The 25,815-nt window shown below is 73.0% G+C and carries 25 protein-coding genes and 2 riboswitches; of the genes, 12 read left to right on the top strand and 13 right to left on the bottom strand.

The features are described from left to right. Positions 1-5: 5 nt before the first annotated feature. From FVE25_RS35600 to FVE25_RS35570, 7 genes are all read right to left on the bottom strand, one after another. Positions 6-818, bottom strand: coding sequence for a glycerophosphodiester phosphodiesterase (locus FVE25_RS35600; RefSeq protein ID WP_157251678.1), 813 nt, complete (start codon positions 816-818; stop codon positions 6-8). A gap of 74 nt (positions 819-892) precedes the next feature. Then, a complete protein-coding gene (locus tag FVE25_RS35595; protein ID WP_157251676.1) occupies positions 893-1,429 on the bottom strand; it encodes an NUDIX hydrolase family protein in 537 nt (178 codons plus the stop codon). Between the two features lie 57 nt (positions 1,430-1,486). Next, positions 1,487-2,365 (bottom strand): RNA polymerase sigma factor SigJ, encoded by an 879-nt coding sequence (gene sigJ / locus FVE25_RS35590; RefSeq protein WP_157251674.1) that lies wholly within the window; start codon positions 2,363-2,365, stop codon positions 1,487-1,489. A 125-nt stretch (positions 2,366-2,490) separates the two neighbouring features. After that, a complete protein-coding gene (locus FVE25_RS35585) occupies positions 2,491-3,228 on the bottom strand; it encodes a hypothetical protein (protein ID WP_157251673.1) in 738 nt (245 codons plus the stop codon). 48 nt (positions 3,229-3,276) lie between these two features. Next, a complete protein-coding gene (locus FVE25_RS35580) occupies positions 3,277-3,633 on the bottom strand; it encodes a hypothetical protein (RefSeq protein WP_157251672.1) in 357 nt (118 codons plus the stop codon). A 7-nt stretch (positions 3,634-3,640) separates the two neighbouring features. Beyond that, entirely contained in the window at positions 3,641-4,546 is a 906-nt protein-coding gene (locus FVE25_RS35575) for a WXG100-like domain-containing protein (protein WP_157251670.1), read from the bottom strand. Then, positions 4,543-4,842, bottom strand: coding sequence for a YbaB/EbfC family nucleoid-associated protein (locus FVE25_RS35570; RefSeq protein WP_157251668.1), 300 nt, complete (start codon positions 4,840-4,842; stop codon positions 4,543-4,545). Before FVE25_RS35570 ends, FVE25_RS35575 begins: the two co-directional genes overlap by 4 nt. A 103-nt stretch (positions 4,843-4,945) precedes the next feature. Beyond that, positions 4,946-5,096, top strand: a riboswitch (adenosylcobalamin (AdoCbl) riboswitch). On the opposite strand from FVE25_RS35570, the gene FVE25_RS35565 reads away from it, so the two are divergent. The 6 genes from FVE25_RS35565 to FVE25_RS35545 all read left to right on the top strand — a co-directional run bounded on the left by FVE25_RS35565 (position 5,094) and on the right by FVE25_RS35545 (position 10,756). Further along, positions 5,094-5,285, top strand: coding sequence for a CbtB domain-containing protein (locus FVE25_RS35565; RefSeq protein WP_157251666.1), 192 nt, complete (start codon positions 5,094-5,096; stop codon positions 5,283-5,285). (Overlaps the previous riboswitch by 3 nt.) A 12-nt stretch (positions 5,286-5,297) precedes the next feature. Then, positions 5,298-6,038, top strand: a complete 741-nt coding sequence (locus tag FVE25_RS35560; RefSeq protein ID WP_157251664.1) for a CbtA family protein — start codon at positions 5,298-5,300, stop codon at positions 6,036-6,038. 5 nt (positions 6,039-6,043) lie between these two features. Beyond that, positions 6,044-6,787 (top strand): histidine phosphatase family protein, encoded by a 744-nt coding sequence (locus FVE25_RS35555; RefSeq protein WP_157251663.1) that lies wholly within the window; start codon positions 6,044-6,046, stop codon positions 6,785-6,787. Continuing rightward, on the top strand, positions 6,784-8,826 hold the full coding sequence (locus FVE25_RS35550; RefSeq protein ID WP_157251661.1) for a magnesium chelatase subunit D family protein: 2,043 nt from the start codon (positions 6,784-6,786) through the stop codon (positions 8,824-8,826). Before FVE25_RS35555 ends, FVE25_RS35550 begins: the two co-directional genes overlap by 4 nt. Before the next feature lie 5 nt (positions 8,827-8,831). Beyond that, positions 8,832-9,434, top strand: a complete 603-nt coding sequence (gene cobO / locus FVE25_RS54025; protein ID WP_181019816.1) for a cob(I)yrinic acid a,c-diamide adenosyltransferase — start codon at positions 8,832-8,834, stop codon at positions 9,432-9,434. Continuing rightward, positions 9,431-10,756 carry a cobyrinic acid a,c-diamide synthase CobB gene (locus tag FVE25_RS35545; RefSeq protein WP_246267974.1) on the top strand — a complete coding sequence of 442 codons (1,326 nt, stop codon included), beginning with the start codon at positions 9,431-9,433 and terminating at the stop codon, positions 10,754-10,756. The genes cobO and FVE25_RS35545 overlap by 4 nt, the downstream gene beginning before the upstream one ends. On the opposite strand, the gene cobN is transcribed toward FVE25_RS35545, so the two are convergent. Further along, positions 10,711-14,319 (bottom strand): cobaltochelatase subunit CobN, encoded by a 3,609-nt coding sequence (cobN, locus tag FVE25_RS35540; protein ID WP_157251657.1) that lies wholly within the window; start codon positions 14,317-14,319, stop codon positions 10,711-10,713. The two genes, FVE25_RS35545 and cobN, sit on opposite strands and share 46 nt — an antisense overlap. A gap of 36 nt (positions 14,320-14,355) precedes the next feature. Next, positions 14,356-14,534, bottom strand: a riboswitch (cobalamin riboswitch). A 4-nt stretch (positions 14,535-14,538) separates the two neighbouring features. Here cobN and FVE25_RS35535 point away from each other — a divergent pair. Genes FVE25_RS35535 through FVE25_RS35525 form a run of 3 tightly spaced genes read left to right on the top strand, consistent with a single transcriptional unit; the run spans position 14,539 to position 17,728 of the window. Further along, complete coding sequence (locus FVE25_RS35535) at positions 14,539-15,624, top strand: precorrin-3B synthase (protein WP_219825777.1); 1,086 nt, start codon at positions 14,539-14,541, stop codon at positions 15,622-15,624. Continuing rightward, positions 15,621-16,241: a precorrin-8X methylmutase gene (locus tag FVE25_RS35530; RefSeq protein WP_157251655.1), complete on the top strand. Its 621-nt coding sequence runs from the start codon at positions 15,621-15,623 to the stop codon at positions 16,239-16,241. The genes FVE25_RS35535 and FVE25_RS35530 overlap by 4 nt, the downstream gene beginning before the upstream one ends. Beyond that, positions 16,241-17,728 carry a precorrin-2 C(20)-methyltransferase gene (locus FVE25_RS35525; protein ID WP_157251653.1) on the top strand — a complete coding sequence of 496 codons (1,488 nt, stop codon included), beginning with the start codon at positions 16,241-16,243 and terminating at the stop codon, positions 17,726-17,728. Before FVE25_RS35530 ends, FVE25_RS35525 begins: the two co-directional genes overlap by 1 nt. Here FVE25_RS35525 and FVE25_RS35520 read toward each other — a convergent pair. The 4 genes from FVE25_RS35520 to FVE25_RS35505 are packed head-to-tail and all read right to left on the bottom strand — an operon-like array spanning position 17,716 to position 20,859. Continuing rightward, positions 17,716-18,498: a cobalt-precorrin-6A reductase gene (locus tag FVE25_RS35520; RefSeq protein ID WP_219825776.1), complete on the bottom strand. Its 783-nt coding sequence runs from the start codon at positions 18,496-18,498 to the stop codon at positions 17,716-17,718. The genes FVE25_RS35525 and FVE25_RS35520 overlap by 13 nt on opposite strands. Then, on the bottom strand, positions 18,495-19,238 hold the full coding sequence (gene cobM, locus FVE25_RS54500) for a precorrin-4 C(11)-methyltransferase (protein ID WP_157251651.1): 744 nt from the start codon (positions 19,236-19,238) through the stop codon (positions 18,495-18,497). The genes FVE25_RS35520 and cobM overlap by 4 nt, the downstream gene beginning before the upstream one ends. Beyond that, on the bottom strand, positions 19,235-20,482 hold the full coding sequence (cbiE, locus tag FVE25_RS35510; protein WP_157251649.1) for a precorrin-6y C5,15-methyltransferase (decarboxylating) subunit CbiE: 1,248 nt from the start codon (positions 20,480-20,482) through the stop codon (positions 19,235-19,237). The genes cobM and cbiE overlap by 4 nt, the downstream gene beginning before the upstream one ends. After that, the gene (locus FVE25_RS35505; RefSeq protein WP_157251647.1) at positions 20,479-20,859 is read right to left on the bottom strand and encodes a pyridoxamine 5'-phosphate oxidase family protein; all 381 of its coding nucleotides are present in this window, start codon (positions 20,857-20,859) and stop codon (positions 20,479-20,481) included. Before FVE25_RS35505 ends, cbiE begins: the two co-directional genes overlap by 4 nt. A gap of 81 nt (positions 20,860-20,940) precedes the next feature. On the opposite strand from FVE25_RS35505, the gene cobF reads away from it, so the two are divergent. The 3 genes from cobF to FVE25_RS35490 all read left to right on the top strand — a co-directional run bounded on the left by cobF (position 20,941) and on the right by FVE25_RS35490 (position 24,453). After that, the gene (gene cobF / locus FVE25_RS35500) at positions 20,941-21,687 is read left to right on the top strand and encodes a precorrin-6A synthase (deacetylating) (RefSeq protein WP_157251645.1); all 747 of its coding nucleotides are present in this window, start codon (positions 20,941-20,943) and stop codon (positions 21,685-21,687) included. Positions 21,688-21,794: 107 nt separating this feature from the next. Next, entirely contained in the window at positions 21,795-23,060 is a 1,266-nt protein-coding gene (locus FVE25_RS35495) for a right-handed parallel beta-helix repeat-containing protein (RefSeq protein ID WP_219825775.1), read from the top strand. 70 nt (positions 23,061-23,130) lie between these two features. Next, on the top strand, positions 23,131-24,453 hold the full coding sequence (locus FVE25_RS35490; protein WP_157251643.1) for an amidohydrolase family protein: 1,323 nt from the start codon (positions 23,131-23,133) through the stop codon (positions 24,451-24,453). Here the strand turns inward: FVE25_RS35490 and FVE25_RS35485 are convergent. Continuing rightward, positions 24,407-25,756, bottom strand: a complete 1,350-nt coding sequence (locus FVE25_RS35485) for an MFS transporter (RefSeq protein ID WP_219825774.1) — start codon at positions 25,754-25,756, stop codon at positions 24,407-24,409. The two genes, FVE25_RS35490 and FVE25_RS35485, sit on opposite strands and share 47 nt — an antisense overlap. Positions 25,757-25,815 lie beyond the last annotated feature (59 nt).

Raw genomic sequence — 25,815 nt, 5'->3', positions numbered from 1 at the left:
CCGGCTCAGACCATGCCGGGTCTGTTGGTGATGATGCCGTCCACGCCGTAGGAGGCCATGCGGCGCCAGGTGGCGGGGTCGTCGACGGTCCAGGTGAAGACCTGCATGCCGAGACTGTGCACGCGGCGCACGTAGGCGCGGGTGAGGTCCTGGTAGGGCGGGTTGATCTGGGTGGCGTAGGCGGCCAGCGCGGGCAGGTCTTGTACGGCGGGCGTGCCCAGCAGGCCGACGGGGACCTGGGGGAGCCTGCGGTGGAAGGTGCGCATGGAGCGCCAGCTGAACGACTGGACGACCAGCCGTCCCTGGCGCAGCCACGCGGCGTTGTCGCGTAGTTCGGCGGCGACGCGCCCCTCGATGCCGGGGTAGAGCTGCGGCGCCTTGATCTCCAGCAGCAGCCCGAGCCCCGTGCCGTCCATCTCGCGCAGGGTCTCGCCGAGCGTGGGCACCGGCTCGCCGTCGTGGCGGGAGCCGAACCACGAGCCGGCGTCGAGCTTGCGGATCTCGGCGAGCGTGAAGTCGCCGACCTGCCACGGGGAGCGGCCGGGGAAGACCCGCTCGGCGTCGGTGGTCCTGGCCAGTGTGGTGTCGTGCATGAGCACGAGCTGGTGGTCCTTGGTCTCCTGGACGTCGAGTTCGAACATGTCGGCGCCCTGCCGGGCGGCCAGCCGGAAGGCGGCCAGGGTGTTCTCGGGCGCGTCGGCGGAGGCGCCGCGGTGGGCGACGTTGGTCGGGTCGGCGGCTTCGGCCGCCGGGGTGAAGCTCGTCAGAGTCGTCAGGGTCGTCAACGCGGTCACGATGAGGAGGCCCAGTCGTCGCATGACAACGACTTTGACACAGGGAAATGACGCAGAGTTGAGGAATGGATGACGCTGCGTTTACCTTTGCCGGCCGTTCAGGTGAGCCGGCCCACGTGTGCGAGCGCCTGTTTGAGCAATACGCCCTGTCCGCCCGCCATGTCCTGTTGCACGAGCGGGGATGCCGCCTCCTCCGGGGTGAACCAGACGAGGTCGAGCGCGTCCTGGCGCGGCCGGCAGTCACCGGTGACCGGGACGATGTAGGCCAGGGACACCGCGTGCTGGCGCGGGTCGTGGTAGGCGGTGACGCCGGGCGTCGGGAAGTACTCGGCGACCGTGAACGGCTGGGGCGAGACCGGGATGTTCGGCAGCGCCACAGGCCCGAGGTCCTTCTCCAGGTGGCGCAGCAGCGCGTCGCGGATCCTCTCGTGGTGCAGCACCCGGCCGGAGACCAGCGCCCGGCTGACCGTTCCGTCCGACAGGATGCGCAGCAGCAGGCCGACGTGGGTCACCACGCCGGTTTCGTCGACGCGCACGGGGACGGCGTCGATGTAGAGGATCGGCATTTGCCCGCGCATCGACTCCAGCTCGTCTGGAGCGAGCCACCCGGGTACGGTTTCGGTCTTTTCGGTCACCCGCTGATCGTACGTCCTCCCCGGCCGCCGGCCCGGCAGCCGGGGTGCCCCGGCGCGCTAGCCCGCGCCGATGCCCAGGCGGCGCAGGCGCTCCGGGTCGGCGATGATGTCGATCTCCACGATCTTGCCGTCGCGGATGGTGACGGCGGAGACCACGAGCGGCTTGCCGTTGATCGTGCCGAGCGTGCCCGCGGCCCCGTTGACCAGGACCGGCACCGCGTGCTCGGCCATGGAGCGGTAGGTGAGCGCCTGTCCCGCGACCTCGGCCGCGCCGCGGACCACGCGCAGCGTGCCGAAGGGCACGTCGCCGCCCTCGGCGCGCAGGACGACGTCCGGGTCGAGCACGGAGACCAGCGCGGCGAAGTCGCCGTCCCGCGCGGCCGACAGGAACGCGGCCACGACCTGCCGCTGGCGGGCCACGTCAGGGTCGGGGGTCACGTTGGCGCTCTGGACCCGGCGCCTGGCCCGGCTGGCCAGTTGCCGGGTGGTGGCGGGCGAGCGCTCGACGATGGGCGCGATCTCCTCGAACGGCACGCTGAACATGTCGTGCAGCACGAACGCCAGCCGCTCGGCCGGAGCGAGGGCGTCCAGCACGACCAGCAGCGCGAGCCCGACGGAGTCGCTCAGCATCGCCTCGTGCTCGGGATCCACGCTGTCACCGGTGCTCACGACGGGGTCGGGCAACCGCTCGCCGATCGGGTCCTCCCGGCGGGACTCCCGCGACCGCAGCATGTCCAGGCAGATCCGTCCCACGACGGTCGTGAGCCAGCCGGGAAGGTTGTCCACCGTGCCGACGTCCGTACGGCAGAGCCGGAACCACGCCTCCTGCACGGCGTCCTCGGCTTCGCTGAGCGAACCGAGCATGCGGTAGGCCACGGCCCGCAGATGGCTCCGGTGCGACTCGAAGCGCTCCGCCAGCAGGTCCATGTCGTTCATCGGTCACACTCTTTCCGCACGGTCCGTCAGTAGGGTGACGCCACTGTACGGCCAAGCACTCAGGGGGGGATGAACGACCCAGTAGGTATGAAACCCCACCAAAACCCAGAGGGCAAGCGGCCGGATCACAGGCTCGGCCGCCCCGCCACCGCATCCTGAACCAGGTGCTTGACCCGCTCGATCGGCTCCCGGAGCTTCCGCTCACGCCACACGGCCCGGCGCATCTTCCGCGAGCCCTCCTGGTACCGCCACCGCGCCCACGGCGAGCCCGGCCGCGCCAGCCGTACCGTCCCCACGAGCGCCAGCGGCGTGAGGTAGACCCCGATCAGCCCCGTCCAGACCTTCCCCTTGGCCAGCGACACCACCGCGAACAGGATGTTCATCGCGACGATGATCCCCCCGTCGACCAGGTCCGTCCCGAGGAACAACGTGTCGGCGTCCAGCGGGCTGACCCCGAGCAGCCCCAGCCCGCACAACGCCAGCGCCATGAAGACCGTGTCCACCGACAGCCGCCCCTGCTCGGACCAGTAGACGTCCTCCAGATGCAGCACCAGCGCGAACTCGTCGAGAACCAGCGCCGTCCCCGCGCCGAACACCCCCGCCAGCACCGCCGCCCCGGCCGAGGTCCCATCCTGTACGGCCAGCCCGCCGGTCCCGCCGAGGCACATGAACACCAGCCCGAACACCACGTGGTGAATGTGCAGCCCGCCCGGCGCGACGTTCCCCGGCCACCAGCGCACCCGCTTCCTGATCATCCGCACGCTGAACCGGATGAACAGGAACGTCAGCAGGAACACCACGAAGAAGCAGAACAGCCGGAGCTTGCCCGCGTCGACGATCTCCCGGGCGAACCAGTCGCGCATCTCCCCCCTCTCCGGTCGGGGGGTGATCTGAAGTCTTCCCTCAGGACGTCAGGGTGATTCGCCCCACACGTGCGGATCCTCATCCGGCTCCGGCAGCCTGGCGAGGATCTCGGCGATAGTGTCCCAGTCGGCGACCTGGACGACGTCGCCCATGAGCCGCAGGCGGTGCGCGATCGAGGCGTGGCCCTTGTCCAGCTGGGTCAGGCCCTTCGCGATCTGGTCGGTGGCCGCCTCGTAGCCCCGGCCCTCGCCCTTGAAGAAGGTGGTGCCCGGCTTGCTGGTTCCCCAGAAGTCGCCGATGGCCGTCAGCTCGTCGGCGGCCCGCCGTACCGCGTCGGCCAGGTCCCGGCGTTCCACGTCATACGCCTCGGCGGTGGCCCTGAGGCGGCTGCGGTCGATGTCCATGTGCGTGTCACCCCGCGGGCTTGTGGGCCATCGTGAAGTAGAGAAGCATGCGGCCGAGCGTCTCCTTCCAGGTGGGGATCAGCTCCTCGCCGCTCTGGCCGTTGATCGCGTCGTAGCTCGGGCCGTAGCCGACGGAGCCGCCGGCCATGCGGGCGATGAAGTACTGCAGGTCGGCGTTCTTGGTCACCGCCCTGGCGACCGGCATGGCGGCGTCGAAGACGCCGTAGAACGCGACCGAGGCGGCGAACTCCTTGAGCGCCTGGCGGGCGTTGTCGCCGAACGAGCCCGGGTCCTCGCCGCGCAGCGCCTTGACCCCGGCCACCACGGCCACGTCGCCGACGGCGAAGAACGCGCTGCCGATGGAGTACTCGGTCAGCTTGGCCAGCACGACCCTGGCGACCGCGTGCTCCAGGAGCTTGGCCAGCAGCTTCGCCTGCGCCCTGCGCATGAGGAACTGGGTCAGTTGGTAGGCCGCGCCCGCCTGCCAGGGGAAGGTGGTGATGAAGATGAAGCTGGCGAGGTTGGCCAGCGCCATCGTCCAGTACGCCTTCTGGGCAGTCTCCATCAGGTCGGCGAACTCGTCACAGGCGGCGGCGTTGGCCCGGCACGCCGCGGCGAGCCTGCCCGGGTAGCCGAGGCCGGGCGGTGGCGGGTAGAGGCCGGCGGTGACCGCCTTCTTGAACGCCTCGACGCCCTGGCCGCTGTTGTGCCGCCACACCGCGGCGGCGGCCGGGTAGGTGGTGCCGGCGCTCTGGTCCAGGCGGTCGGCCAGCCGTACCCAGGTGTCGCGGGCCTGGCGGGCCCGCGCGGGGTCGGCGTCCGGGTAGTCGACGGCCAGCATCTGGAAGACGAAGCCGGTGATGCCCAGGGCGCCGAAGCCGTAGATGGAGGCGCGGCCGGGGTTGATCCTCATCGCAGCTCGTCGGGCGTGAACGGCTCCATGAGCGCCTTGGCCCGGTCGGCGGCGTCCTGGGCGGCCGCGGCGGCGGCGCCGAGGATGGCCTCGGCCAGTTCGCCCGATCCCAGCCGCATGGCGCGTGGGTCGATGGTGAGCGCGGCCAGGGCGCCGGTCATGGTGGTCTCGGCGACGATCCTGCCGTCCGCGGCGGTGCCCCGGCCGCGGATCTCCTCGATCTCGTGCTGGAGTCCCTGGAGTCGGGAGATCTCCCCGTGGAACTCGGCGAACATCCGGTCCAGCTCGTCTGTCATTCAGCCCACTTTACCGGTAGGTAAAGGTATTTATCGGGATTTTTCGCCAGATAGATCTCTCGAAGATCGAGTAACTGTTGACGGGAACGGGGTGAAAGGATACGTTCCGGTAGATTTCACGCCTGTCAGGGGAAATCCGGTGAGATGCCGGTGCGGACGCGCCACTGTATCCGGGACTAGATCCCGGGAGCCAGGTCGCCTGACGGTCGTGACCTCAATAGTCGGGACGCGTCATCCCTGAGGAGGCACTGATGAGTAGTGGCACCACTACTTCCACGTCCGTACCCTTTCCCCGCCTGCGGCCCTGGTTGCTCACCGTGCCGCTGTTCCTGCTCGTCGCGTACCTGGTCCTGATGGACAACGGCGCGGTCTCGCAGACCGGCACCTTCCTGCACGAGCTCATGCACGACGGGCGGCACCTGCTCGGCGTGCCCTGCCACTAGGGCCCCGGGCACATGGTGCGCACACTCGTGGTCAGAGGGCTGCTCCTGGGCCTCCTGGCCGGGTTGATCGCGGGCGCGTTCGCGTTCGTCGTGGGAGAGCCCCACGTGGACAGCGCGATCGCCCTCGAAGAGGCGGCCGCAGCACAGGCTCCCGCCGATGACCATCACGGCGACGGGGCCGAGGTCGGCAGGCCCGTGCAGAGGGCCGGGCTGTTCCTCGCCACCGGCTTGTACGGCCTGGCCGTCGGCGGCATCTTCGGCCTGGTCATCGCCGGGTTGAGAGGCCGAGTCGGCCCACGCTCCGACCCCGCGCTGGCCCTGGCCGCGGCGGGAACCGCCTATCTGGCGATCATCCTCCTCCCATTCCTGAAATATCCGGCCAACCCTCCCGCGGTCGGCGACCCCCACACGATCAACAGCCGCACCCTGCTCTACGTGGTGATGATCCTGGCCGGCCTGGCCGCGGTCGCCATCGCGATCGCCAGCGGACGCCGCGTCACCGGCGGCCCCTGGGCCCGCTGGTCCGTGACCGTCGCCACCTTCCTCGTACCCGTCGTCGCCGCCTGGATCCTGCTGCCCCGGGTCGACGAGGTGCCGGAAGGGTTCCCGGCCACGCTGCTGTGGGAGTTCAGAATGGCCTCGCTGGGGACCCAGCTGGTGTTCTGGGCCGCGTTCGGGGTGCTGTTCGCCTGGGCGGGCGAACGGGCCACCCGCCGGACGGCCGCCGCCGTCCCCGTCACCACACCGAGCTGAGCGGAGTGCTGTTCGTACGGCACGCCGGCACGCCCGGCATGCGCACGGCCTGCTTCCCCGCCCCGGAACAGGCCGACCGCGCCGGCCTGGCGAGGGCCGCGCTCCTGGCCGGGACCGCCGACCTGGCCAGGACCACGGCCTACGCAGGCCCACCCGCCCCAGAGCCAGAGGACGGCAACCCCGGCACGACACACCCTGGCAAGGCGACCGGCCGCCGGGCAGCCGATCCTCGGCTGGGTGGTTCTGGAGTGCGCGGGATCGTTGCCGCCGGTCAGGCCGGGGCGGCGTTCGTGGCGCCCTCGGTGGCCGCGTTGCAGACCGCCGCCGCCATGGGGCTGGCCCCGATCGTGGTCGACGCCCTGGCCGAGGCGGACTTCGGGCGGTGGAGCGGCCGGCCGTACGCGGAGGTCGCCCAAGAAGAGCCGGACGCGCTCGCGAGCTGGCTGGCCGACCCCGAGGCGGCGCCGTACGGCGGGGAGAGCCTCGCGCGGATGAGCGCGCGGGTGACCGGGTGGCTTGACGAGACGGCCGCCAGGTTCGACGGCCGGCGCGGACGGCCGCTGCTGGTGATCTGCGATGCCGGCGCGATCCGGGCCGCTCTCGGGCACGCGCTCGGGCTGGCGCCGCCGCAGGCGGCGCGGATCGACCTCGCACCCTTGTCCACCACCGAACTGGCCGCCACCCGCGGCGGCTGGCGGGTCGCCCACGTCAACCGGGTGGCCCACGAGCTCCGGAAGGCTACCTCTTGATCGCCACCTATCCGTTCAGCGCCATCGTCGGGCTGGACGACCTGAAGCTGGCACTGGTGCTCAACGCCGTGTCCCCGCGGGTGGGGGGTGTGCTGGTCCGCGGGGAGAAGGGCACCGCCAAGTCCACGATCGTCCGGGCGCTGGCGGCCCAGTTGCCGTCCGTGGACGTGGTGGCCGGGTGCCGGTTCGCCTGTGACCCTCGGGCGGCCGACCCTCGGTGTCCCGACGGGCCGCACGATCCCGGTGAGCAGCGGCACCGGCGGCCTGCCGCGCTGGTCGAGCTGCCCGTCGGCGCCGCGGAGGACCGGCTGGTCGGCTCCCTCGACGTGGAGCGGGCCCTGACCGAGGGCGTGAAGGCGTTCGAGCCCGGGTTGCTGGCCGCCGCGCATCGCGGCGTGTTGTACGTGGACGAGGTGAACCTGCTCCACGACCATCTCGTCGACCTGCTTCTCGACGCCGCCGCGCTCGGCACCTGCTACGTCGAGCGCGAGGGGGTCTCCGTACGGCATGCCGCCCGGTTCCTGCTGGTCGGCACCATGAACCCGGAGGAGGGCGAACTCCGGCCCCAGCTCCTGGACCGGTTCGGGCTGACCGTCGAGGTCAAGGCGTCGCGGGAGCCGGAGGAGCGGGCCGAGGTGGTGCGCCGCCGGCTCGCCTACGACGCCGCGCCCGAGGCGTTCGTCGCGCGGTGGACCCGGGAGGAGGTGGCCCTGGGGGAGCGGATCGCCCGCGCCCGTGCCCTGCTCGGGTCCGTGAAGCTGCCCGACGCCCGGCTGCGGCAGATCGCCGGGGTGTGCGCCGGGTTCGAGGTGGACGGCCTGCGCGCCGACCTGGTCACCGCGCACGCGGCCATGGCCCACGCCGCCTGGCAGGGGCGGGACGTGGTGACCGGTGAGGACGTGGGGGTGGCCTGCCGCCTGTCCCTGCCACACCGGCGGCGCCGGGACCCCTTCGACGCGCCCGGCCTGGATGAGGCGCTGCTGCAGGACCTCCTGGAACGCCACCGGGGGGACGACGACCCCGACCCCGGAGGCAGCGGGCACGACCAGGGCGAAGGCGGGCCTTCCGGGGAGGGTCCGGACGGCACCGGGCACAACTCCCAGCTTGACCGGGGGGATGACGGCCCCACCGGGGAGGGCGGGCACAACTCCCAGGCCGGCCAGGGGGCAGACGGGCCTTCCGGGGAAGCCGGGCACGACTCCCGGCTTGGACAGAAGGAAGGCGCGGAGGCCGGGGGCGGCCAGGGCGGTGCTGTGGCTGGGGTGGCGGTGCCGTATCGGGTGCCGGTGTTGAAGGTGCCCGGGCTCGGGGCCGGGGCTTCGGGGCGGCGGTCGCGGGCCAGGACGCCTCAGGGGCGCGGGACCGGAGCGCGGGTGCCCGAAGGCAGGGTCAGGGATCTGCATGTGACCGCCACTCTCCTGGCGGCGGCGCCGTACCAGAAGGAGCGTGGGCGGAGCGGGCCCGGGCTGCTGCTCAGGGACGGGGATCTGCGGGAGGTCGTCCGGGAGGGCAGGGAGAGCAACCTTGTCCTGTTCGTGGTCGATGCCAGCGGGTCGATGGCGGCGCGTCGGCGGATGACGGTGGTGAAGACGGCCGTGCTCAGCCTTCTCCTTGACGCCTACCAGCGGCGGGACAAGGTCGGGCTGGTGACGTTCCGCGGCTCGACGGCTGAGGTGGCGTTGCCGCCCACGTCCTCGGTGGAGGCGGGGGCGGCGCGGTTGCGGCGGTTGCCGACGGGCGGGCGGACGCCGCTGGCGGCGGGGCTGATCAGGGCGGCCGAGGTGCTGCGGGTGGAGCGGATGCGGGATCCGGATCGGCGGCCGCTCGTGGTGGTGGTGACCGATGGGCGGGCGACCGCCGCGGGTGACGTGGACCGGGCTGCCGGGCTGCTCAAGGGGGTGGCGTGCGTGGTGGTGGACTGCGAGAGCGGTCCGGTCCGGCTGGGGCTGGCCGTACGGCTGGCCGCCCGGCTGGGCGCGGAGGTGGTCCCGCTGGATGACCTGGGGGATGTCGTGCGTGAATATCGGAAAGCGGGCTGAGACGGATGCCGCAGGGGAAGCCGAGCGTGGTGCCGGAGGACGGGCTGACCACGCGGCAGCGGCGGACGCGGCCGTTGCTGATGGTGCACACCGGGCCGGGCAAGGGGAAGTCCACGGCGGCGTTCGGGATGGCGTTGCGCGCCTGGAACCAGGGCTGGCCGATCGGCGTGTTCCAGTTCGTGAAGTCGGCCAAATGGCGCATCGGCGAGGAGCGCGCCCTGCAGGTGCTGGGGGATTCGGCCGAGGGCGGCGCGGTGACCTGGCACAAGATGGGCGAGGGCTGGTCGTGGATCCAGCGGCCGGGCACGGAGGAGGACCACGCGGCGGACGCCCGCGAGGGCTGGGAGCAGATCAAGCGGGATCTGGCGGCCGAGACGTACCGGTTCTACGTGCTGGACGAGTTCACCTATCCGCTCAAGTGGGGCTGGCTGGACCTGGACGACGTGCTCGGCACCCTGGCCGGGCGGCCCGGCAACCAGCACGTCGTGATCACCGGGCGGGACGCCCCCGAGCGGCTGATCGAGGCCGCGGACCTGGTGACGGAGATGGGCAAGGTACGCCACCCCATGGACGCCGGGCAGAAGGGGCAGAAGGGCATCGAGTGGTGATCCCGCGGCTGGTCATCGCGGCGCCGTCGTCGGGCAGCGGCAAGACGACGGTGGCCACCGGGCTGATGGCCGCCCTGCGGGGGCGCGGCCTGACGGTCTCGCCGCACAAGGTGGGCCCTGACTACATCGACCCCGGTTATCACGCGCTGGCCACCGGCCGGCCGGGCCGCAACCTCGACCCGTGGCTCGTGGGCGAGGAGCGGGTGGCGCCGTTGTTCCTGCACGGGGCGGCCGGGTGTGACGTGGCGGTGGTCGAGGGCGTCATGGGGTTGTTCGACGGCAGGGGGGAGACGGACTTCGCCTCCACCGCCCACGTCGCGCGGCTGCTGGAGGCGCCGGTGGTGCTGGTCGTGGACGCGGCCAGGCAGAGCAGGTCGGTGGCGGCGGTCGTGCACGGGTTCGCCACGTTCGATCCGGACGTCCGGGTGGGCGGGGTGATCCTCAACCGGGTGGGGTCCGACCGGCACGAGGAGTTGTGCAGGGCCGCGCTGGCCGAGGCGGGCGTGCGGGTGCTGGGTGCGATCCGCCGCGACGACGCGGTCGCGACGCCCTCGCGCCACCTGGGGCTGATCCCGGCCGCCGAACGCCGGAGCGAGGCGCTGGAGTCGGTCGCGCGCCTGGGCGAGCTGGTGGCCCGTTCGTGCGATCTCGACGCCCTGGTACGGCTGGCGGCCACGGCCCCGGCGCTCGGCGACACCCCCTGGGAGCCGGAGGCCGCGGCGGCGCCGTACCAGAAGGTCGTGGCGGTGGCGGGCGGGGCGGCGTTCACGTTCGGGTACGCCGAGCACGTCGAGCTGCTGCGGGCGGCCGGGGCCGAGGTCGTCGCCTTCGACCCGCTGAACGACGAAAGGCTGCCGGACGGGGCGGGCGCGCTGGTGATCGGCGGCGGCTTCCCCGAGGTGTACGCGGCGGAACTGGCCGCCAACGAGCCGTTGCGCGAGGCGGTGGCCGCCTTCGACGGCCCGATCGCGGCCGAGTGCGCCGGGCTGCTGTACCTGTGCCGGGAACTCGACGGCCAGAAGATGTGCGGCCGGGTGCCGGGCCGGGCGTGGATGACCGACCGGCTCACGCTCGGCTACCGGGACGCCACCGCCGTCAGCAGAAGCCTCCTGACCCGGCCGGGAGAACGCTTTCGCGGGCACGAGTTCCACCGGACCGCGGCCGACCTGGGCGGCTGGTCGCTGTTCCGGTGGGAGGGCGGCGGCGACGGGTACGGCGACCCGCTGCTCACCGCCTCCTACCTGCACCTGCACTGGGCGGGCAGCCCGGCACTGGCTCAGCGGCTCGTGTCGTCCTCCAGATCGCCCTCGGTCTTGAGGTAGACCTCCTGCACGCCCTGGAGGATCTCCGGGTCCGGCTCGTCCCACATGCCGCGCTCGGCCGCCTCCAGCAGACGCTCGGCGATGCCGTGCAGCGCCCATGGGTTGGACGTGGCCATGAACGCCTGGTTCTCGGGGTCGAGCACGTAGGTGGCGGCGAGCTTGTCGTACATCCACCCGGCCATGACGCCCGTGGTGGCGTCGTAGCCGAACAGGTAGTCGACGGTGGCGGCCAGCTCGAAGGCGCCCTTGTAGCCGTGCCTGCGCATCGCGCTCAGCCAGTTCGGGTTGACGACGCGGGCGCGGAAGATCCGGGAGGTCTCCTCCGACAGGGTGCGCGTGCGGACGGCGTCCGGGCGGGTGCTGTCGCCGATGTAGGCGGCGGGCGCCTTGCCGGTCAGCGCCCGCACGGTCGCGACCATGCCGCCGTGGTACTGGAAGTAGTCGTCGGAGTCGGCGATGTCGTGCTCGCGCGTGTCCACGTTCTTGGCGGCGACGGCGATGCGCCGGTAGGCGTTCTCCATGTCGGCGCGGGCCGGGACGCCCTCCAGGTCCCGGCCGTAGGCGTAGCCGCCCCACACCGCGTACACCTCGGCCAGGTCGGCGTCGTCGCGCCAGTTGCGGCTGTCGATGAGCGGCAGGATGCCCGCCCCGTAGGCGCCGGGGGCGGAGCCGAAGATGCGCATCGTGGCTCTTCGCTCGTCACCGTGCGTCTCGGCCTTCACATGGGCGCGCACGTAGTTGTCCGCGTCGGGTTCGTCCAGGTTCGCGGTCAGCCGTACCGCGTCGTCGAGCATCGCCACGACGTGCGGGAAGGCGTCGCGGAAGAAGCCGCTGATGCGGACCGTCACGTCGATGCGGGGGCGGCCGAGCTCGGCCAGGGGGATCGGCGCGAGACCGGACACGCGGCGGGACGCCTCGTCCCACTCCGGGCGGACGCCCAGCAGCGCCAGCACCTCGGCCACGTCGTCACCGGCGGTCCGCATGGCACTGGTGCCCCACACCGACAGCCCCACCGAACGCGGCCACTCACCGGTGTCGGCACGGTAGCGCTCCAGGAGCGAGTCGGCCATGGCCTGCCCGGTCTCCCACGCCAGCCTGCTGGGGACGGCCCGCGGGTCCACGGAGTAGAAGTTGCGCCCGGTCGGCAGCACGTTCACCAGGCCGCGCAGCGGCGAACCACTCGGGCCCGCGGGCACGTAGCCGCCGTTCAGGGCGTGGAGGACGTGGTCGATCTCATCAGTGGTACGGCCCAGCCTGGGCACCACCTCGGCGGCGGCGAACACCAAGATCTTCTCAACTTCGCGCAGCCCGGGCACAACTACCCGGTCGGCGGGGGCTTCGCGGGGGCTGCTCAGGACCTGGGCCGTGACCTCGCGGGCCGCTTCCGGGTCCCAGGCGCGTTCCTCCATGGCTTCCACCAGGGCCCGGGCGATGCCCTCGACCCGGTCCACCTCCTTCAAAGGGGCGTCCTCGGCCAGGCCGAGCGCCTGACGGAGGCCGGGCAGGGCCTCCTTGCCCGCCCACATCTGCCGGGCCTGGAGGATGGCCAGGACGAGACCCACCCGGGCCGGCCCGGTGGGCGCCTGGCCGAGCACGTGGAGGCCGTCGCGGATCTGGGCGTCCTTCACCTCGCACAGCCAGCCGTCCACGTGCAGCAGGAAGTCATCGAACTCCGTGTCGTGCGGCCGGTCGCTCATGCCGAGGTCGTGGTCGAGCCGGGCGGCCTGGATGAGCGTCCAGATCTGGGCGCGGATGGCGGGCAGCTTGGCCGGGTCCATCGCGGCGATCGAGGCGTGCTCGTCCAGCAACTGCTCGAGCCGGGCGATGTCGCCGTACGACTCGGCCCTGGCCATGGGCGGCACCATGTGGTCCACCAGCACCGCGTGCGCCCGCCGCTTGGCCTGGGTGCCCTCGCCCGGGTCGTTGACCAGGAAGGGGTAGATCAGGGGCAGGTCGCCGATGGCCGCGTCGGTGCCGCACGAGGCGGACATGCCGGCGGACTTGCCGGGCAGCCACTCCAGGTTGCCGTGCTTGCCGACGTGGACCATGGCATGCGCGCCGAACTCCGCTGACAGCCAGCGGTAGGCGGCCAGGTAGTGGTGGCTGGGCGGCAGGTCGGGGTCGTGGTAGATGGCGATCGGGTTCTCGCCGAAGCCGCGCGGCGGCTGGACCATGACCACGACGTTCCCGGCCCGGAGCGCGGCCAGGACGATGTCGCCCTCGTGCACGAACAGCTCGCCGGGTGGCGGGCCCCAGTGGCGTTCCATGCCTTCGCGCAGGTCGCCGGGGAGGGTGCGGTACCACCGCTCGTAGGCGGCGCCGGGGATGCGGACGGGGTTGCCGGCCAGGTGTTCCTCGGTCAGCCAGTCCTGGTCCTGGCCGCCGGCGGCGATCAGGGCGTGGATGAGCGCGTCGCCGTCCTGCTCGCGGACGCCGGGGAAGTTGTCGCCGAGGTCGTAGCCGGCCGCCTCCAGGCGGGCGAGGAGGCGTACGGCACTGGCCGGGGTGTCCAGGCCGACCGCGTTGCCGACCCTGGAGTGCTTGGTCGGGTAGGCCGACAGCATGATCACGATTTTGCGCTCGGCCGGAGGCGTGTGCCGCAGCAGGCCGTGCCGTACCGCGATGCCCGCCACCCGGGCCGCCCGCTCGGGGTCGGCCACGTAGACGGTCAGGCCGTCCTCGTCGACCTCCTTGAACGAGAACGGCACCGTGATGATCCGGCCGTCGAACTCGGGGATCGCCACCTGCGAGGCGGCGTCCAGCGGGGACAGGCCGTCGTCGTTCTCCTCCCAGGCGGCGCGGCTGCTGGTCAGGCAGAGGCCCTGGAGGATGGGGACGTCGAGGGTGGCCAGCGCGCCCACGTCCCACGCCTCGTCGTCGCCGCCCGCGCCGGCGGTCGCCGGTCGGGAGCCGCCGGCCGCCAGGACCGTGACGACCAGGGCGTCGGCCCGGCCCAGGGTTTCCAGGAGGGCGGGCTCGGCCGTACGCAGGGAGGAGCAGAAGATCGGCAGCGGACGCCCGCCCGCGTCCTCGATCGCGGCGCACAGCGACTCGGCGAAGGCGGTGTTCCCGGCCATGTGGTGGGCGCGGTAGTAGAGGACGCCGATGACGGGCCCGTCTCCGGGAGCGGCGGGCCGGTCGAGGAGGCCCCAGGTGGGGGCGGGTTGCGGGGCGGCGAAGCCGTACCCGGTGAGCAGGACGGTGTCGGTCAGGAAACGGTGCAGTTCGGCCAGGTTGTCCGGGCCGCCGTGGGCCAGGTAGGCGTGCGCTTCGGCGACGACGCCGGCGCTGACCGTGGACAGTTCCATGAGTTCGGCGTCGGGGGCCTGCTCGCCGCCGAGCACGACGACCGGGCGGGGGCCGGCGAGCAGGGTGTCGAGGCCCTCCTCCCACGCGCGGCGCCCGCCGAGCAGGCGGACGACGACGAGGTCGGCGCCGTCCACCAGTGCGGGCAGGTCGTCGGTCAGGAGCCTGGCGGGGTTGCCCAGGCGGTAGCCGGCGCCGCTGGCGCGGGCGCTCAGCAGGTCGGTGTCGGATGTCGAGAGCAGCAGAACGCCAGGCACGCCGCAGTCCTCCCTCGGGGTCCTCGCCCCGGTACGTGGGTGTCACGACGGCAGGAGTCTCCTGGCTTCCGGATCGACGTTCACCCCGGCCTTCCCTCTACGGTGGCCGTCGGTGGGGTTCGCTCCCCGGTTACAGTGGCGGGACCGCGCCGGTTTCACACCGGCTTCCTCCTTTTGCCGTCGCCTAAGGGTGAGCCTACTGGCGTTACCATCCTCATCGTGTCCATAGCCGACTTTTCCGGACGAGTCCGCCCAGATGCCTGTCCGGGAGCGCTACAGACGCATGCCGCGGCGGACGGCCCGCTGGCCAGGATCCGGGTGCCCGGAGGCGCCATCAGCCCTGCTCAGCTCCGTGAGCTGGCCGCGTTCGGCGGGGTCGAGCTGACCTCGCGGGCCAACGTCCAGGTGCGGGCGGTGGCCGACCCGGCCGCCTTCGCCGAGCGGATGGCGGCCGCCGGGCTGCTGCCCTCGGCCACGCACGAGCGGATCCGCAACATCGTCGCCTCGCCGCTCGGCGGACGGCTGACCGGCTTCGCCACGGAACCGCTGGTGACGGCCCTCGATCACGCCCTGTGCGCCCGGCCGGACCTCGCCGAGCTGCCGGGCCGCTTCCTGTTCGCCGTGGACGACGGCACCGGCGACGTGGCCGGCCTGGGCGCCGACGTCACGCTGGTCAAGGACGGCCTCCTGCTGGCCGGGCGCCCCTACGTCCTGCCCGGCGCGGGCGTGGTCACCATGATCGAGGCCGCCGCCGCCTTCCTGGCCGAACGCGGCGACACCGGCGCCTGGCGCGTGGCCGAGCTCCCCGGCGGCCCCGAACGCCTGGCCGCCCACTTGGCCGCCCGCCCCGCCGCCGCAGGATCCCCTGCTGAGGGCCGCGGTGCCGCGGCCGGGGTGACGCGGCTCCCGGACGGGCGGCTCGCGCTGGAGGCCGTGGTCCCGCTCGGCCGCCTCACCGCCGCCCAGGCGCGCCTGCTCGCCGAGCTCGACGTCCCGGTACGGCTGACGCCCTGGCGCACGGTCGTCCTCCTGGACCTCGGCCACCTCCCCGACCTGGCCGGCTCCGGCCTGGTGACCGACCCGGACTCCCCGTGGGCCGGGGTCAGCGCGTGCACCGGCAGCCCGGGGTGCGCCAAGTCGCTGGCCGACGTTCAAGGGGACGCCGCCCGGTGGGTCGCCGCCCAGCCGCACCGGCCCGCGCTGCCCGTGCACTGGGCCGGGTGCGAACGCCGATGCGGCCTGCCCAGGGGCCGGGTCGTCGAGATGGTCGCCACCGGCGACGGATACCAAGAAAGGCAGAAGTGACCGACTACCTACGCGACGGCGCCGAGATCTACCGGCGTTCGTTCGCCACCATCCGCGCCGAGAGTGACCTCACCCGGCTGCCGCCCGACGTGGCCCAGGTGGCGGTCCGGATGATCCACTCCTGCGGGATGACCGACCTGACCGGCGACCTGGGCTGGTCGCCGAACGTCGTCCGGGACGCCCGCGCCGCCCTGCGCGCCGGCGCGCCGATCCTGTGCGACGCCATGATGGTCGCCTCCGGCGTGACCAGGCGTCGGCTGCCCGCCGGCAACGAGGTCGTCTGCACGCTGGGCGAGCCCGGGGTCGCCGAACTCGCCGAGAAGCTGGCCACCACCCGCAGCGCCGCCGCCCTTGAGCTGTGGCGCGACCGGCTCGGCGGCGCGGTCGTCGCGATCGGCAACGCGCCCACGGCGCTGTTCCGGCTGCTGGAGATCGTCGCCGAGACCGGTGTACGGCCGGCCGCGGTCCTGGGCATCCCGGTGGGGTTCATCGGCGCCGCCGAATCCAAGCAGGCGCTGGCGGAGAGCGATCTGGAGCACCTGGTCGTGCACGGGCGGCGCGGCGGCAGCGCCATGACGGCGGCGGCGGTCAACGCCATCGCGAGCGAGGTGGATTGATGGAGACGACTGGACGGCTGTACGGGGTCGGGCTCGGGCCCGGTGACCCGGAGCTGATCACGGTGAAGGCGGCCAGGCTCATCGGGGAGGCCGACGTCATCGCCTACCACGCCGCCCGGCACGGCCGCAGCATCGCCCGTTCGATCGCCGCGCCGTACCTGCGGGAGGGGCAGGTCGAGGAGCTGCTGCTGTACCCGCTGACCACCGAGACCACCGACCACCCGGGCGGCTACCAGGGGGCGCTGGACGACTTCTACGTCGCGTGCGCGGCCAGGCTCGCCGCCCACCTCGACGCCGGCCGTACCGTGGTGGTGCTCAGCGAGGGCGACCCGCTCTTCTACGGCTCCTACATGCACATGCACAAGCGGCTGGCCCACCGCTATCCGACCGAGGTGGTGCCCGGGGTGACCTCGATCAGTGGGGCGTCGGCCGTGCTGGGGCGGCCCCTGGTCGAGCGGGACGAGACGCTGACCGTGCTGCCCGGGACGCTGCCCGGGGACGTGCTGGCCGAGAAGCTGCGCGCCACCGACTCCGCGGCGGTGCTCAAGCTGGGGCGCACGTTCGAGAAGGTCCGCGACGCGCTGGCCGAGGCCGGGCGGCTGGACGACGCCTGGTACGTGGAACGGGCCACGATGGGGGCCGAGCGGGTGGCGCCGCTGAAGGACGTCGACCCTGACGGCGTGCCGTACTTCTCGCTGGCGTTGCTGCCTTCTCCGGCCGAGCACACGTTCGTCGCCGATCCGCCTGCCGTGGAGCGACAGGGGGAGGTCGTCGTGGTCGGGCTCGGGCCCGCCGGGCGGCCCTGGCTGACGCCCGAGGCGCAGGAGGCGCTGGCCGCCGCCACCGACCTGGTCGGCTACGGGCCGTACGTGGACCGGGTCGCGCCCAACCCGCGGCAGCGGCGGCACCGCACCGACAACCGCGTCGAGGCGGAACGCGCCCGGCACGCGCTGGAGATGGCGCGCGACGGGGCCCGCGTGGCGGTGGTGTCGTCCGGGGATCCCGGGGTGTTCGCGATGGCCAGCGCCGTGCTGGAGGCGTCGGCCGGCTTCCCCGGGATTCCGGTGCGGGTGGTGCCCGGCCTGACCGCGGCGCAGGCCGTCGCGGCACGGGCGGGGGCGCCGCTGGGGCACGACTACTGCGTGTTGTCGCTGTCGGACCTGCTCAAGCCATGGGACGTGGTCGCCGACCGGCTCCGCGCCGCCGCCCGGGCCGATCTCGTGCTGGCGCTCTACAACCCGGCCTCGCGCAGCCGTACCTGGCAGGTGGCCGCCGCCCGTGACCTGCTCCTGGAACACCGCGACCCCGCCACGCCCGTCGTGATCGGCCGCGACGCCGGCGGCCCCGAGGAGTCGATCACGGTGACCACCCTGGGCACGCTCGCCCCGGCCGCGGTGGACATGCGCTGCCTGCTCATCATCGGCTCCTCGACCACCCGGGTGAACCCGGACGGAAGCGTCTACACGCCCCGCCGCTACCCCGCCTGAACCCAGGCCACGGCCTCCCCGACGCTCTCCGCCAGCCGCACCCCCGGCGGCGGCTGGGGCCGGTCCACCATGACCACCGGGACACCCAGCTCCCGCGCCGCGACCAGCTTCGCGGTGGTCATGGGGCCGCCGCTGTCCTTGGTGACCAGCACGCCGATCCGGTGCTCCCGGAGGAGCGCACGCTCACCTTCCACCGTGTACGGCCCGCGGTCCAGGAGCACGCGCACGTTCCCGGGCACCGGCGGCTCCGGCGGATCCACCGACCTGGCCAGAATCCACACCCCGGACAACCCCGCGAACACCGGCAGACTCCTCCTGCCGGTGGTCAGAAACACCCGCATCCCCGCCTTCCCGCGCTCCGGTTCCCGACTGCCCACGGCGGTGGTGGGCTGGGGGCGGGTGAGGGTGGTGGCGGCGGCTTGGAGGGTGGGGACGCGGTGCCAGTGGTCGCCTGGGCCCTCGTGCCAGCCGGGGCGGCGGAGCATGAGCAACGGGATCCCGGTCCGGGCCGACGCCTCGGCCGCGGCGGCGCTCATGCGTTCGGCGAACGGGTGGGTGGCGTCCACCAGCGTGTCCACGCCTTCGGACAGCATCCAGGCGGCCAGCCCGGCGGAGCCGCCGAAGCCGCCCTCGCGAACCTCGCCCACCGGCAGGCGGGGGTTGGTGACCCGGCCGGCCAGCGACGAGACGACCCTCCTGCCCAGGGGTACCAGCTCGGCGGCCAGCGCCCTGGCCTCGGCCGTACCGCCGAGGATGAGCACCGTGCTCACGGCCGGGGCCGCGCGGCGCTGTACAGGTGGCTGTCCGGGAACTCCGCGGCCGACAACACCCGCCCGACCACGATCACCGCGGTGCGCTTGACCCCGGCCTCGTGCACCTGGCCGGCGATGTCGGCCAGGGTCCCGCGCAGGATCAGCTCGTCGGACCTGCTGGCCCGCGCCACGACCGCGACCGGGCATCCGGCCCCGTAGGCGGGCAGCAGTTCGGCGACGACCTGGTCGATCCGCTGCACCGCCAGGTGGAGCACCATCGTGGCCCCGCTCGCCCCGAGCGTGGCCAGGTCCTCGCCGGCGGGCATGGGGGTGGCCCGGCCGGAGATCCGGGTGAGGATCACGGTCTGCCCGACGCCGGGCACGGTCAGCTCCCGGCCGAGGGAGGCGGCCGCCGCGGCGAAGGCGGGCACGCCGGGGACCACCTGGTACGGCACGCCGATGGCGTCCAGGCGGCGCATCTGCTCGGCCACGGCGCTGAAGACGGACGGGTCGCCGGAGTGCAGCCTGGCGACGTCGTGCCCGGCGGCGTGCGCGGCCTGGATCTCGGCGACGATCTCGTCGAGGTTGAGGTTGGCGGTGTCGACCAGCCTGGCCTCCGGGGGGCAGGCATCGAGCAGTTCGCGGGGCACCAGGGAGCCGGCGTACAGGCAGACGGGCGCACGTTCGAGCACCCTCAGCCCGCGCACGGTGACGAGGTCGGCCGCCCCGGGCCCGGCCCCGATGAAGTACACGGTCACGGCGTCTCCTCAAGATCGGGCTGCCCGGCCGCGGGGGCGGCCGGGCCGGGTTTGGTGACCGACCACACGGTCACCGGCATCATGGGCCGCCAGGCGGTGAACCTTCCCACGGGCGCGGCCCGCTGGACGGCCAGCCGTACCAGCTCACCCCCGCACCGGGCCTGCCACTGCGCGACGATTGCCTCCGACTCCAGCGTCACGGCGTTGACCACGAGCCGCCCGCCGGGAGGCAGGGCGTCCCAGCACGTTTCCAGCACCCCGGGCACGGTGGCGCCGCCGCCGACGAAGACGGCGTCCGGCGCGGGCAGCCCGGCGAGCCCTTCGGGCGCCCGGGCCGTGACGATCCGCAGCGCGGGCACGCCCAGGGTGTCGGCGTTGCGGCGGATGGCGGCGGCCCGGCCGGCGTGGCTTTCGACGGCGACGGCGGTGCAGGCGGGATGGCTGCGCATCCATTCGATCGCGAGGCTGCCCGCCCCGGCCCCGACGTCCCACAGGCGCTGTCCTGGCTGCGGCGCGAGTCGGGACAGGCTGACGGCGCGCACCTCGCGCTTGGTGAGCTGCCCGTCGTGTTCGTAGGCGGTGTCGGGGAGCCCCGGCACCCGGGAGAGGGGTTCCACCAGCGGCTCGGGACGGCAGGTGACGGCGATGACGTTCAGCGCGGAGCCGGGCGGATGCGGCCAGGAGGCGGCGGCGCCGTCCAGCCGGGACTCGGTCGCGGAGCCGAGGTCGGACAGGACGGTGAGCGTGCTGGGGCCGTACCCGCGGCCGGTCAGCAGCGCGGCGACCACGGCGGGCGATTCCGGCCCGGATCCCAGGACGGCGAAGCGCCGACCGGGGGAGAGGACGGCGTTCAGGGCTGCCACGGGCCGTCCGACCAGGCTGATCACCTCGGTTCCCTCGACCGCCCACCCGAGCCGCGCGCACGCCAGCGAGACGGAGGAGACGTGCGGCAGCACGCGCAGCCGCTCGGCGCCGAACAGCCGGACCAGCGTGGTCCCGATCCCGAAGAACATGGGGTCGCCGCTGGCCAGCACGCAGATGGCCCGTCCCTGCCGTGACTCGACGAGGTCGCGCAGCGCGGGCAGCAGCGGGGACGGCCAGGTGACGCGTTCGGCGGAGGAGCCGGGAACGGTCTCGAGCTGCCGCGCGCTGCCCATGATCACGTCGGCGCTCTCCACGGCGGCCCGGGCAGCGGGCGTGAGCCCGGCCCAGCCGTCCGCGCCGATGCCGACGACGGTGATCACACGTTGCCCATGACGCGGGTGACGTGGATCTCGATGACCACGCGGGCGGGGTTCGGGCGCGGCGGCTTGTAGCGGAGGGTGTAGCGGCGCTCGGCGTCGGCGATCTGCTCGGGCTCGGTCCTGAGTACGGCGTGGCCTTCGAGCGTGGACCAGCGCCGCCCGTCCACCTGGCAGACGGCGACCCGGGCGCCGTCGGCGAACGCGGCCTTGCGGGAGGTCCCCGAGGTGATCACGCGGGCGATTCCGGTGGGGATGTCCAGGGTGACGCCGACGGGCACGACGTGCGGGGTCCCGTCGGGCCGGATGGTCGTGAGCGTGCAAAGGTGACGTTCCTCCCAGAACTCAGCAAAGCCCGCACCCTGCTCGAATAGCTCCACACGTCTCCTTCGCCCCAAGCCTGGACAGCCGGGGATATCGTAATCGCGCCCGTCGTTCCCTCCGAAGGCAGACTCAACCCGGTGAAACGCATCCTCATCGTCGGCATCGGCGCCGGCGACCCCGACCACCTGACCCTCCAGGCCGTCAAGGCCATCGCCGCCACGCAGGTCTTCTTCATCCTGGACAAGGGCGCGGTCAAGCACGACCTGACCGACCTGCGGCAGCGTCTCATCGAGGAGCACGGGCGGCAGCCGTACCGGATCGTCGAGGCGGAGGACCCCGAGCGGGACCGCACCACGCCCGCCTACACCAGTGCGGTCGAGGACTGGCGCAACCGCCGGGCCGCCATCTACGAGCGCCTGATCGCCGACGAGCTGCCGGACGGACAGACCGGGGCTTTCCTGGTGTGGGGCGATCCGGGGTTGTACGACAGCACGCTGGCCATCGTCGAGGAGGTCCTGGCCGCGGGCCGGGTGGACTTCTCCTACGCGGTGATCCCGGGCATCACGAGCATCTCCGCCCTGACCGCCACCCATCGCGCCAGCCTCACCCGGGTCGGCCGCCCGGTGCAGGTCACGACCGGCCGCCGCCTGGCCGCGGAGGGGCCGCCGGCCGACGACGTCCTGGTCATGCTGGACGCCCACTGCTCCTTCGCCGGGCTGGGCCCGGAGTGGCGCATCTATTGGGGCGCCTACCTGGGCACTCCAGACGAGATCCGGGTGGAGGGGCCGGTGCCCGAGGTCGAGGACGAGATCCGGCGGGTGCGCGCCGAGGCCCGCGAGCGCAAGGGCTGGATCATGGACACCTATCTGCTGCGTAGGGTCTGACCTTTTCCGAAGATCTGGGAGCGCTCCCACTTTTCGCCTATGGTGGGAGCCGCACAAACCTAACCGATCTTGTCGTGAAGGTGAGGCCATCCTTGTTAAGGATCTGTGTGACGCTCGCGGTCGCCCTGGCGGGCGCCGGCATCGGAGCGACCAGCGCGGCGGCGGCCGCCGCCCCCGTCTACTACGTCGATGATGTCAACGGCGACGACGCCAACAACGGCACCTCGGCGGCCACCGCGTGGCGGAGCCTGGCCAAGGCGTCGTCGGCCACCCTGGTCCCCGGCGCCAAGCTGCTGCTGAAGCGCGGCGGTCAGTTCCCCGACAGGCTGACCGTGGCCGAGTCCGGCACCGCCGCCGCCCCCATCGTGATCGACGCGTACGGCACCGGCGCCCGGCCCGTCGTCAAGGACGACGGCGAGGCGTGCGTCGACCTTGCGGGCAACTACCTGGAGGTTTACAACCTGCAGATCGGAGTGGACGGCGACGCGGGCCGCTGCTCGTGGTCCGGCATCAAGGTGCGCGGCAACGACAACGTCGTCGAGCGCAACCTCGTCACCGGTGCCGCGGCCGGCGTCTTCATCGACGCGGGCGCCAAGTACACCGCGGTGACCGCCAACGACTTCGTCAACAACAACAAGATGAGCAAGCTCACGCCGAAGGAAGTCCACCCCAACGACGACTCCGGCGCCTTCGCCGTGCTCGTGCACGGTGACGACGCCAACATCGCGTGGAACACGATGCGGGGCTCGGTCGCCTTCAGCTACGACTACGACTGGGACGGCGCCGCCGTCGAGATCTTCAACGGCTCGCGCAACCGCATCCACCACAACGTCTCGATCGACAACGACACCTTCACCGAACTCGGGATCGGCCCGGGCGGCACCGCCGACGACAACGTCTTCGAGTACAACGCCGTCTACGGCGCCAAGGGCCGCGGCGGCATGATCACCCGTGGTGCCGTCCACGACAACGGCAAGCCCGAGCCCAACGGCCCGGTCTTCGGCACGATCTTCCGCAACAACTCGATCTACCTGACCAACGCCGCGGCCGAGGGCGTGGTCTGCGACGCCGGGTGCACCAACCGGCACCTCAAGCTCACCCAGAACGTGATCTACGCCGCCAAGAAGAGCGGCTACGCCGAATCCGGCTTCACCGACAACACCCGCAACGTCTTCTACGGCGGCCAGTACCAGATGCCTCCCGGCACCGGCAACAAGCACGCCGACCCGCTGTTCGACACCGCCAACCCCCTGCGCCTGAAGGCCGGCAGCCCCGCCGTCGGCCTGGGCAACGTCAAGTACAACGACCTCGACCTGGCCGGCGCCCCCGTGGGCGGCAACGGCACCATCGAGGCCGGCGCCTACGAGTACTGACCCACGAGGTACGGCGGGGCCGCCCGGCTCCGCCGTACGCCGGCGAAAAGGCTGTGGCAGTCTGGGCCGAATGAGGATCATCCGCGCGGACCGGATACTCACCGGCCGCCCAGGCGAGATCATCGAGAACGGCGAGATCCTGATCGACGGCGGCGTCATCACCGCCGTCGGCCCGCGCAACGGCACACCGGAGGACCGCCCGGAGGGCCGCCGGGAGCGCCGACCGGAGGACGGACCGGAGGACGGACCGGAGCGCCGACCGGAGGACGGACCGGAGCGCCGACCGGAGGGCGGACGGGACGGCGGGCCGGAGGGCGCGGAGATCGTCGAGCTTCCCGGCCGCACGGTCCTGCCCGGGCTCGTGGACGCCCACGTGCACCTGGGCTTCTCCTCCGGCACGGCCCAGGAGACCGACGCCCGCCTGCTGCTGCGCATGGCCGAGAACGCCCGCAAGCTCGTCGCGGCGGGCGTGACCACCGCCCGTGACCTGGGCGGGCGCGGGTTCCTCGACCTCGAGTTACGGGACGCGATCGAGGCGGGGCTGGCCGTGGGGCCGCACGTGGTGGCCGCCACCCGCCCGATCACCATCACCGGCGGCCACTGCTGGCACATGGGCGGCGAAGCCGACGACGAGGCCGCCATCCGCCGCGTGGCCAGGGAGAACCTGCGCGCGGGCGCCGACTGCCTGAAGGTCATGGCCTCGGGCGGGCGGATGACGCCGGGCGGGCCCCAGAGCTGGCAGTCGCAGTACACCGCGGCCCAGATCAGGGTCGTGGTGGAGGAAGCGGCGGGAAGGGGCAAGGGCGTGGCCGCCCACGCGCACGCCCCGGACGCGATCCGCAGCGCCCTCGAGGCGGGCGTGGCCACGATCGAGCACTGCACGTTCCTCGACGCGACGGGCGGCCACGCCTACGACCCCGAACTGGTTGACCGGATCGCCGCCGCCGAGACCTACGTGTGCCCGACCGTCCACGGCCTCTACTGGACGATGGGCGAGATCGTCGGCATCGAGCGGATGGAGCGCTGGCTGTCGGTCGTCAGCCGGATGCACGCGGCCGGGGTGAAGCTGATCGCCGGCACCGATTCCGGCTTCGTGCTGGGGTCCCTGGCCAACTCCGTCGACGGCTACGTCGGCGGGCTGGAGGCGTGGGCGGAGGCGGGCCTCGGCAACGCGGAGATCATCGAGCTGGCCACGGTCCGGGCGGCCGAGGCGATCGGGCTGGGCGGCGTGGCCGGGGTTCTGGAGGCGGGCCGGCGCGCCGACGTCATCGCGGTCCGCGGCAACCCCCTGACCCGCCTGGCCGACCTGCGCGACCTCGACCTGGTCCTGGTCTCCGGCCGCCCGGTCACGCAGTCGGGGACAACGAGTGTGATCTCGTCAAGCGGCTCCTGAACCAGCCCAGCGCCACCAGGCCACCGGCCAGCACCACCGCGGCCACCGTCAGGTAGGCGGCCCCGGTGCCGGCGGTGGCGGCGACCGTCCCCATGATCGCCACGCCGACTGCGCTGCCCAGCTCCCGGGCGGCGCTGTTGAGCCCGGACCCGAGCCCGGCCCGCGCGGGCGGCAGGCTGGCCATGATCTCGTGCGAGAGCACCGGCAGGCAGAGCCCCATGGACGCCCCCATGGCCACCAGCCCGATGGCATAGACCGGGTACGGCATGGCCGCGTCGGCGAACGACAGCAGGACCAGCCCGGCCACGTTCCCGAGGATCCCAGCGGCGACCGCGGTGAACCGGTTGAACCGCCCCGACATCCGCGACAACACGATCATCGGGATCGCCAGCGGCAGGATCGCCAGCCCGGTCAGCAGCGGGGAGAAGCCCTTGACGTCCTGGAGAAAGCCGGCGTTGACGAAGAACAGGGCGAACATCCCGAAGAACGTCACCGCCACGCCCAGACTGCCCGCGCGCAGTCCGGGCAGCCGGAACAGGCGCGGGTCCAGCAGCGGCCGGGCCGTACGCGACTGGTGGAAGGCGAAGGCGGCGAACAACACCAGCGCGCCGGCGAAGGCCGCGATGACGAGCGGGCTGGCCCAGCCGGTCGCGGGTCCCTCGACGATGCCGCCGACCAGCGCGACCGAGGCGGCGGTCAGGAGGACGGCGCCGGGCACGTCGAGCGCGGCGTCGTGCCGGTCCACGCGCGGCGCCAGGAGGGCGGCCAGCAGCGCCAGCACGAGCGCGATCGGCACCATGACCGCGAACAACGCCCGCCACGGCAGGAACTGTATGACCAGCCCGCCGCCGATGTTGCCGACGACCCCGGCGATGCCGGTGGCGGCGGTCCAGACGGCGACGGCGTGGCCGCGCCGCTCGGCGGGGTAGGCGTGCACGGACAGCGCGAGGGAGCCGGGCATGACCATGGCGGCCCCCGCGCCGCTGAGGGCCCGCCCGGCGATCAGCACGGCCACGTCCGGCGCGAGCGCGGCGGTCAGGCAGCCGAGCGCGAAGACGCCGAGCCCGGCCAGGAACACGCCCTTGCGGCCGAACCGGTCCCCGGCGGCGCCCGCGGGGATGAGCAGGCAGGCGAAGACGAGCACGTAGGCGTCGACGATCCAGACGAGCTGCGCGGGCGTGGGTCTCAGCTCGCTCGCGGCCAGCGTGGGCAGGGCGAGGTTGACCGCGGCCACGAGGGCGACCGCGACGACGACGGCCGATGACATGACGGCCAGGACACGGCCGGGCCTGGTGACAGACATGGGAGTCCCCCGGGAGATGAGGTGGTGGGAATGCGCTCACCGTAGGCTGAGGGTCGGCC

Origin of the sequence: Nonomuraea typhae, from assembly GCF_009760925.1 — a bacterium.
Lineage (GTDB): Bacteria > Actinomycetota > Actinomycetes > Streptosporangiales > Streptosporangiaceae > Nonomuraea > Nonomuraea typhae.
This window is presented reverse-complemented; position numbering and strand designations above follow the sequence as displayed.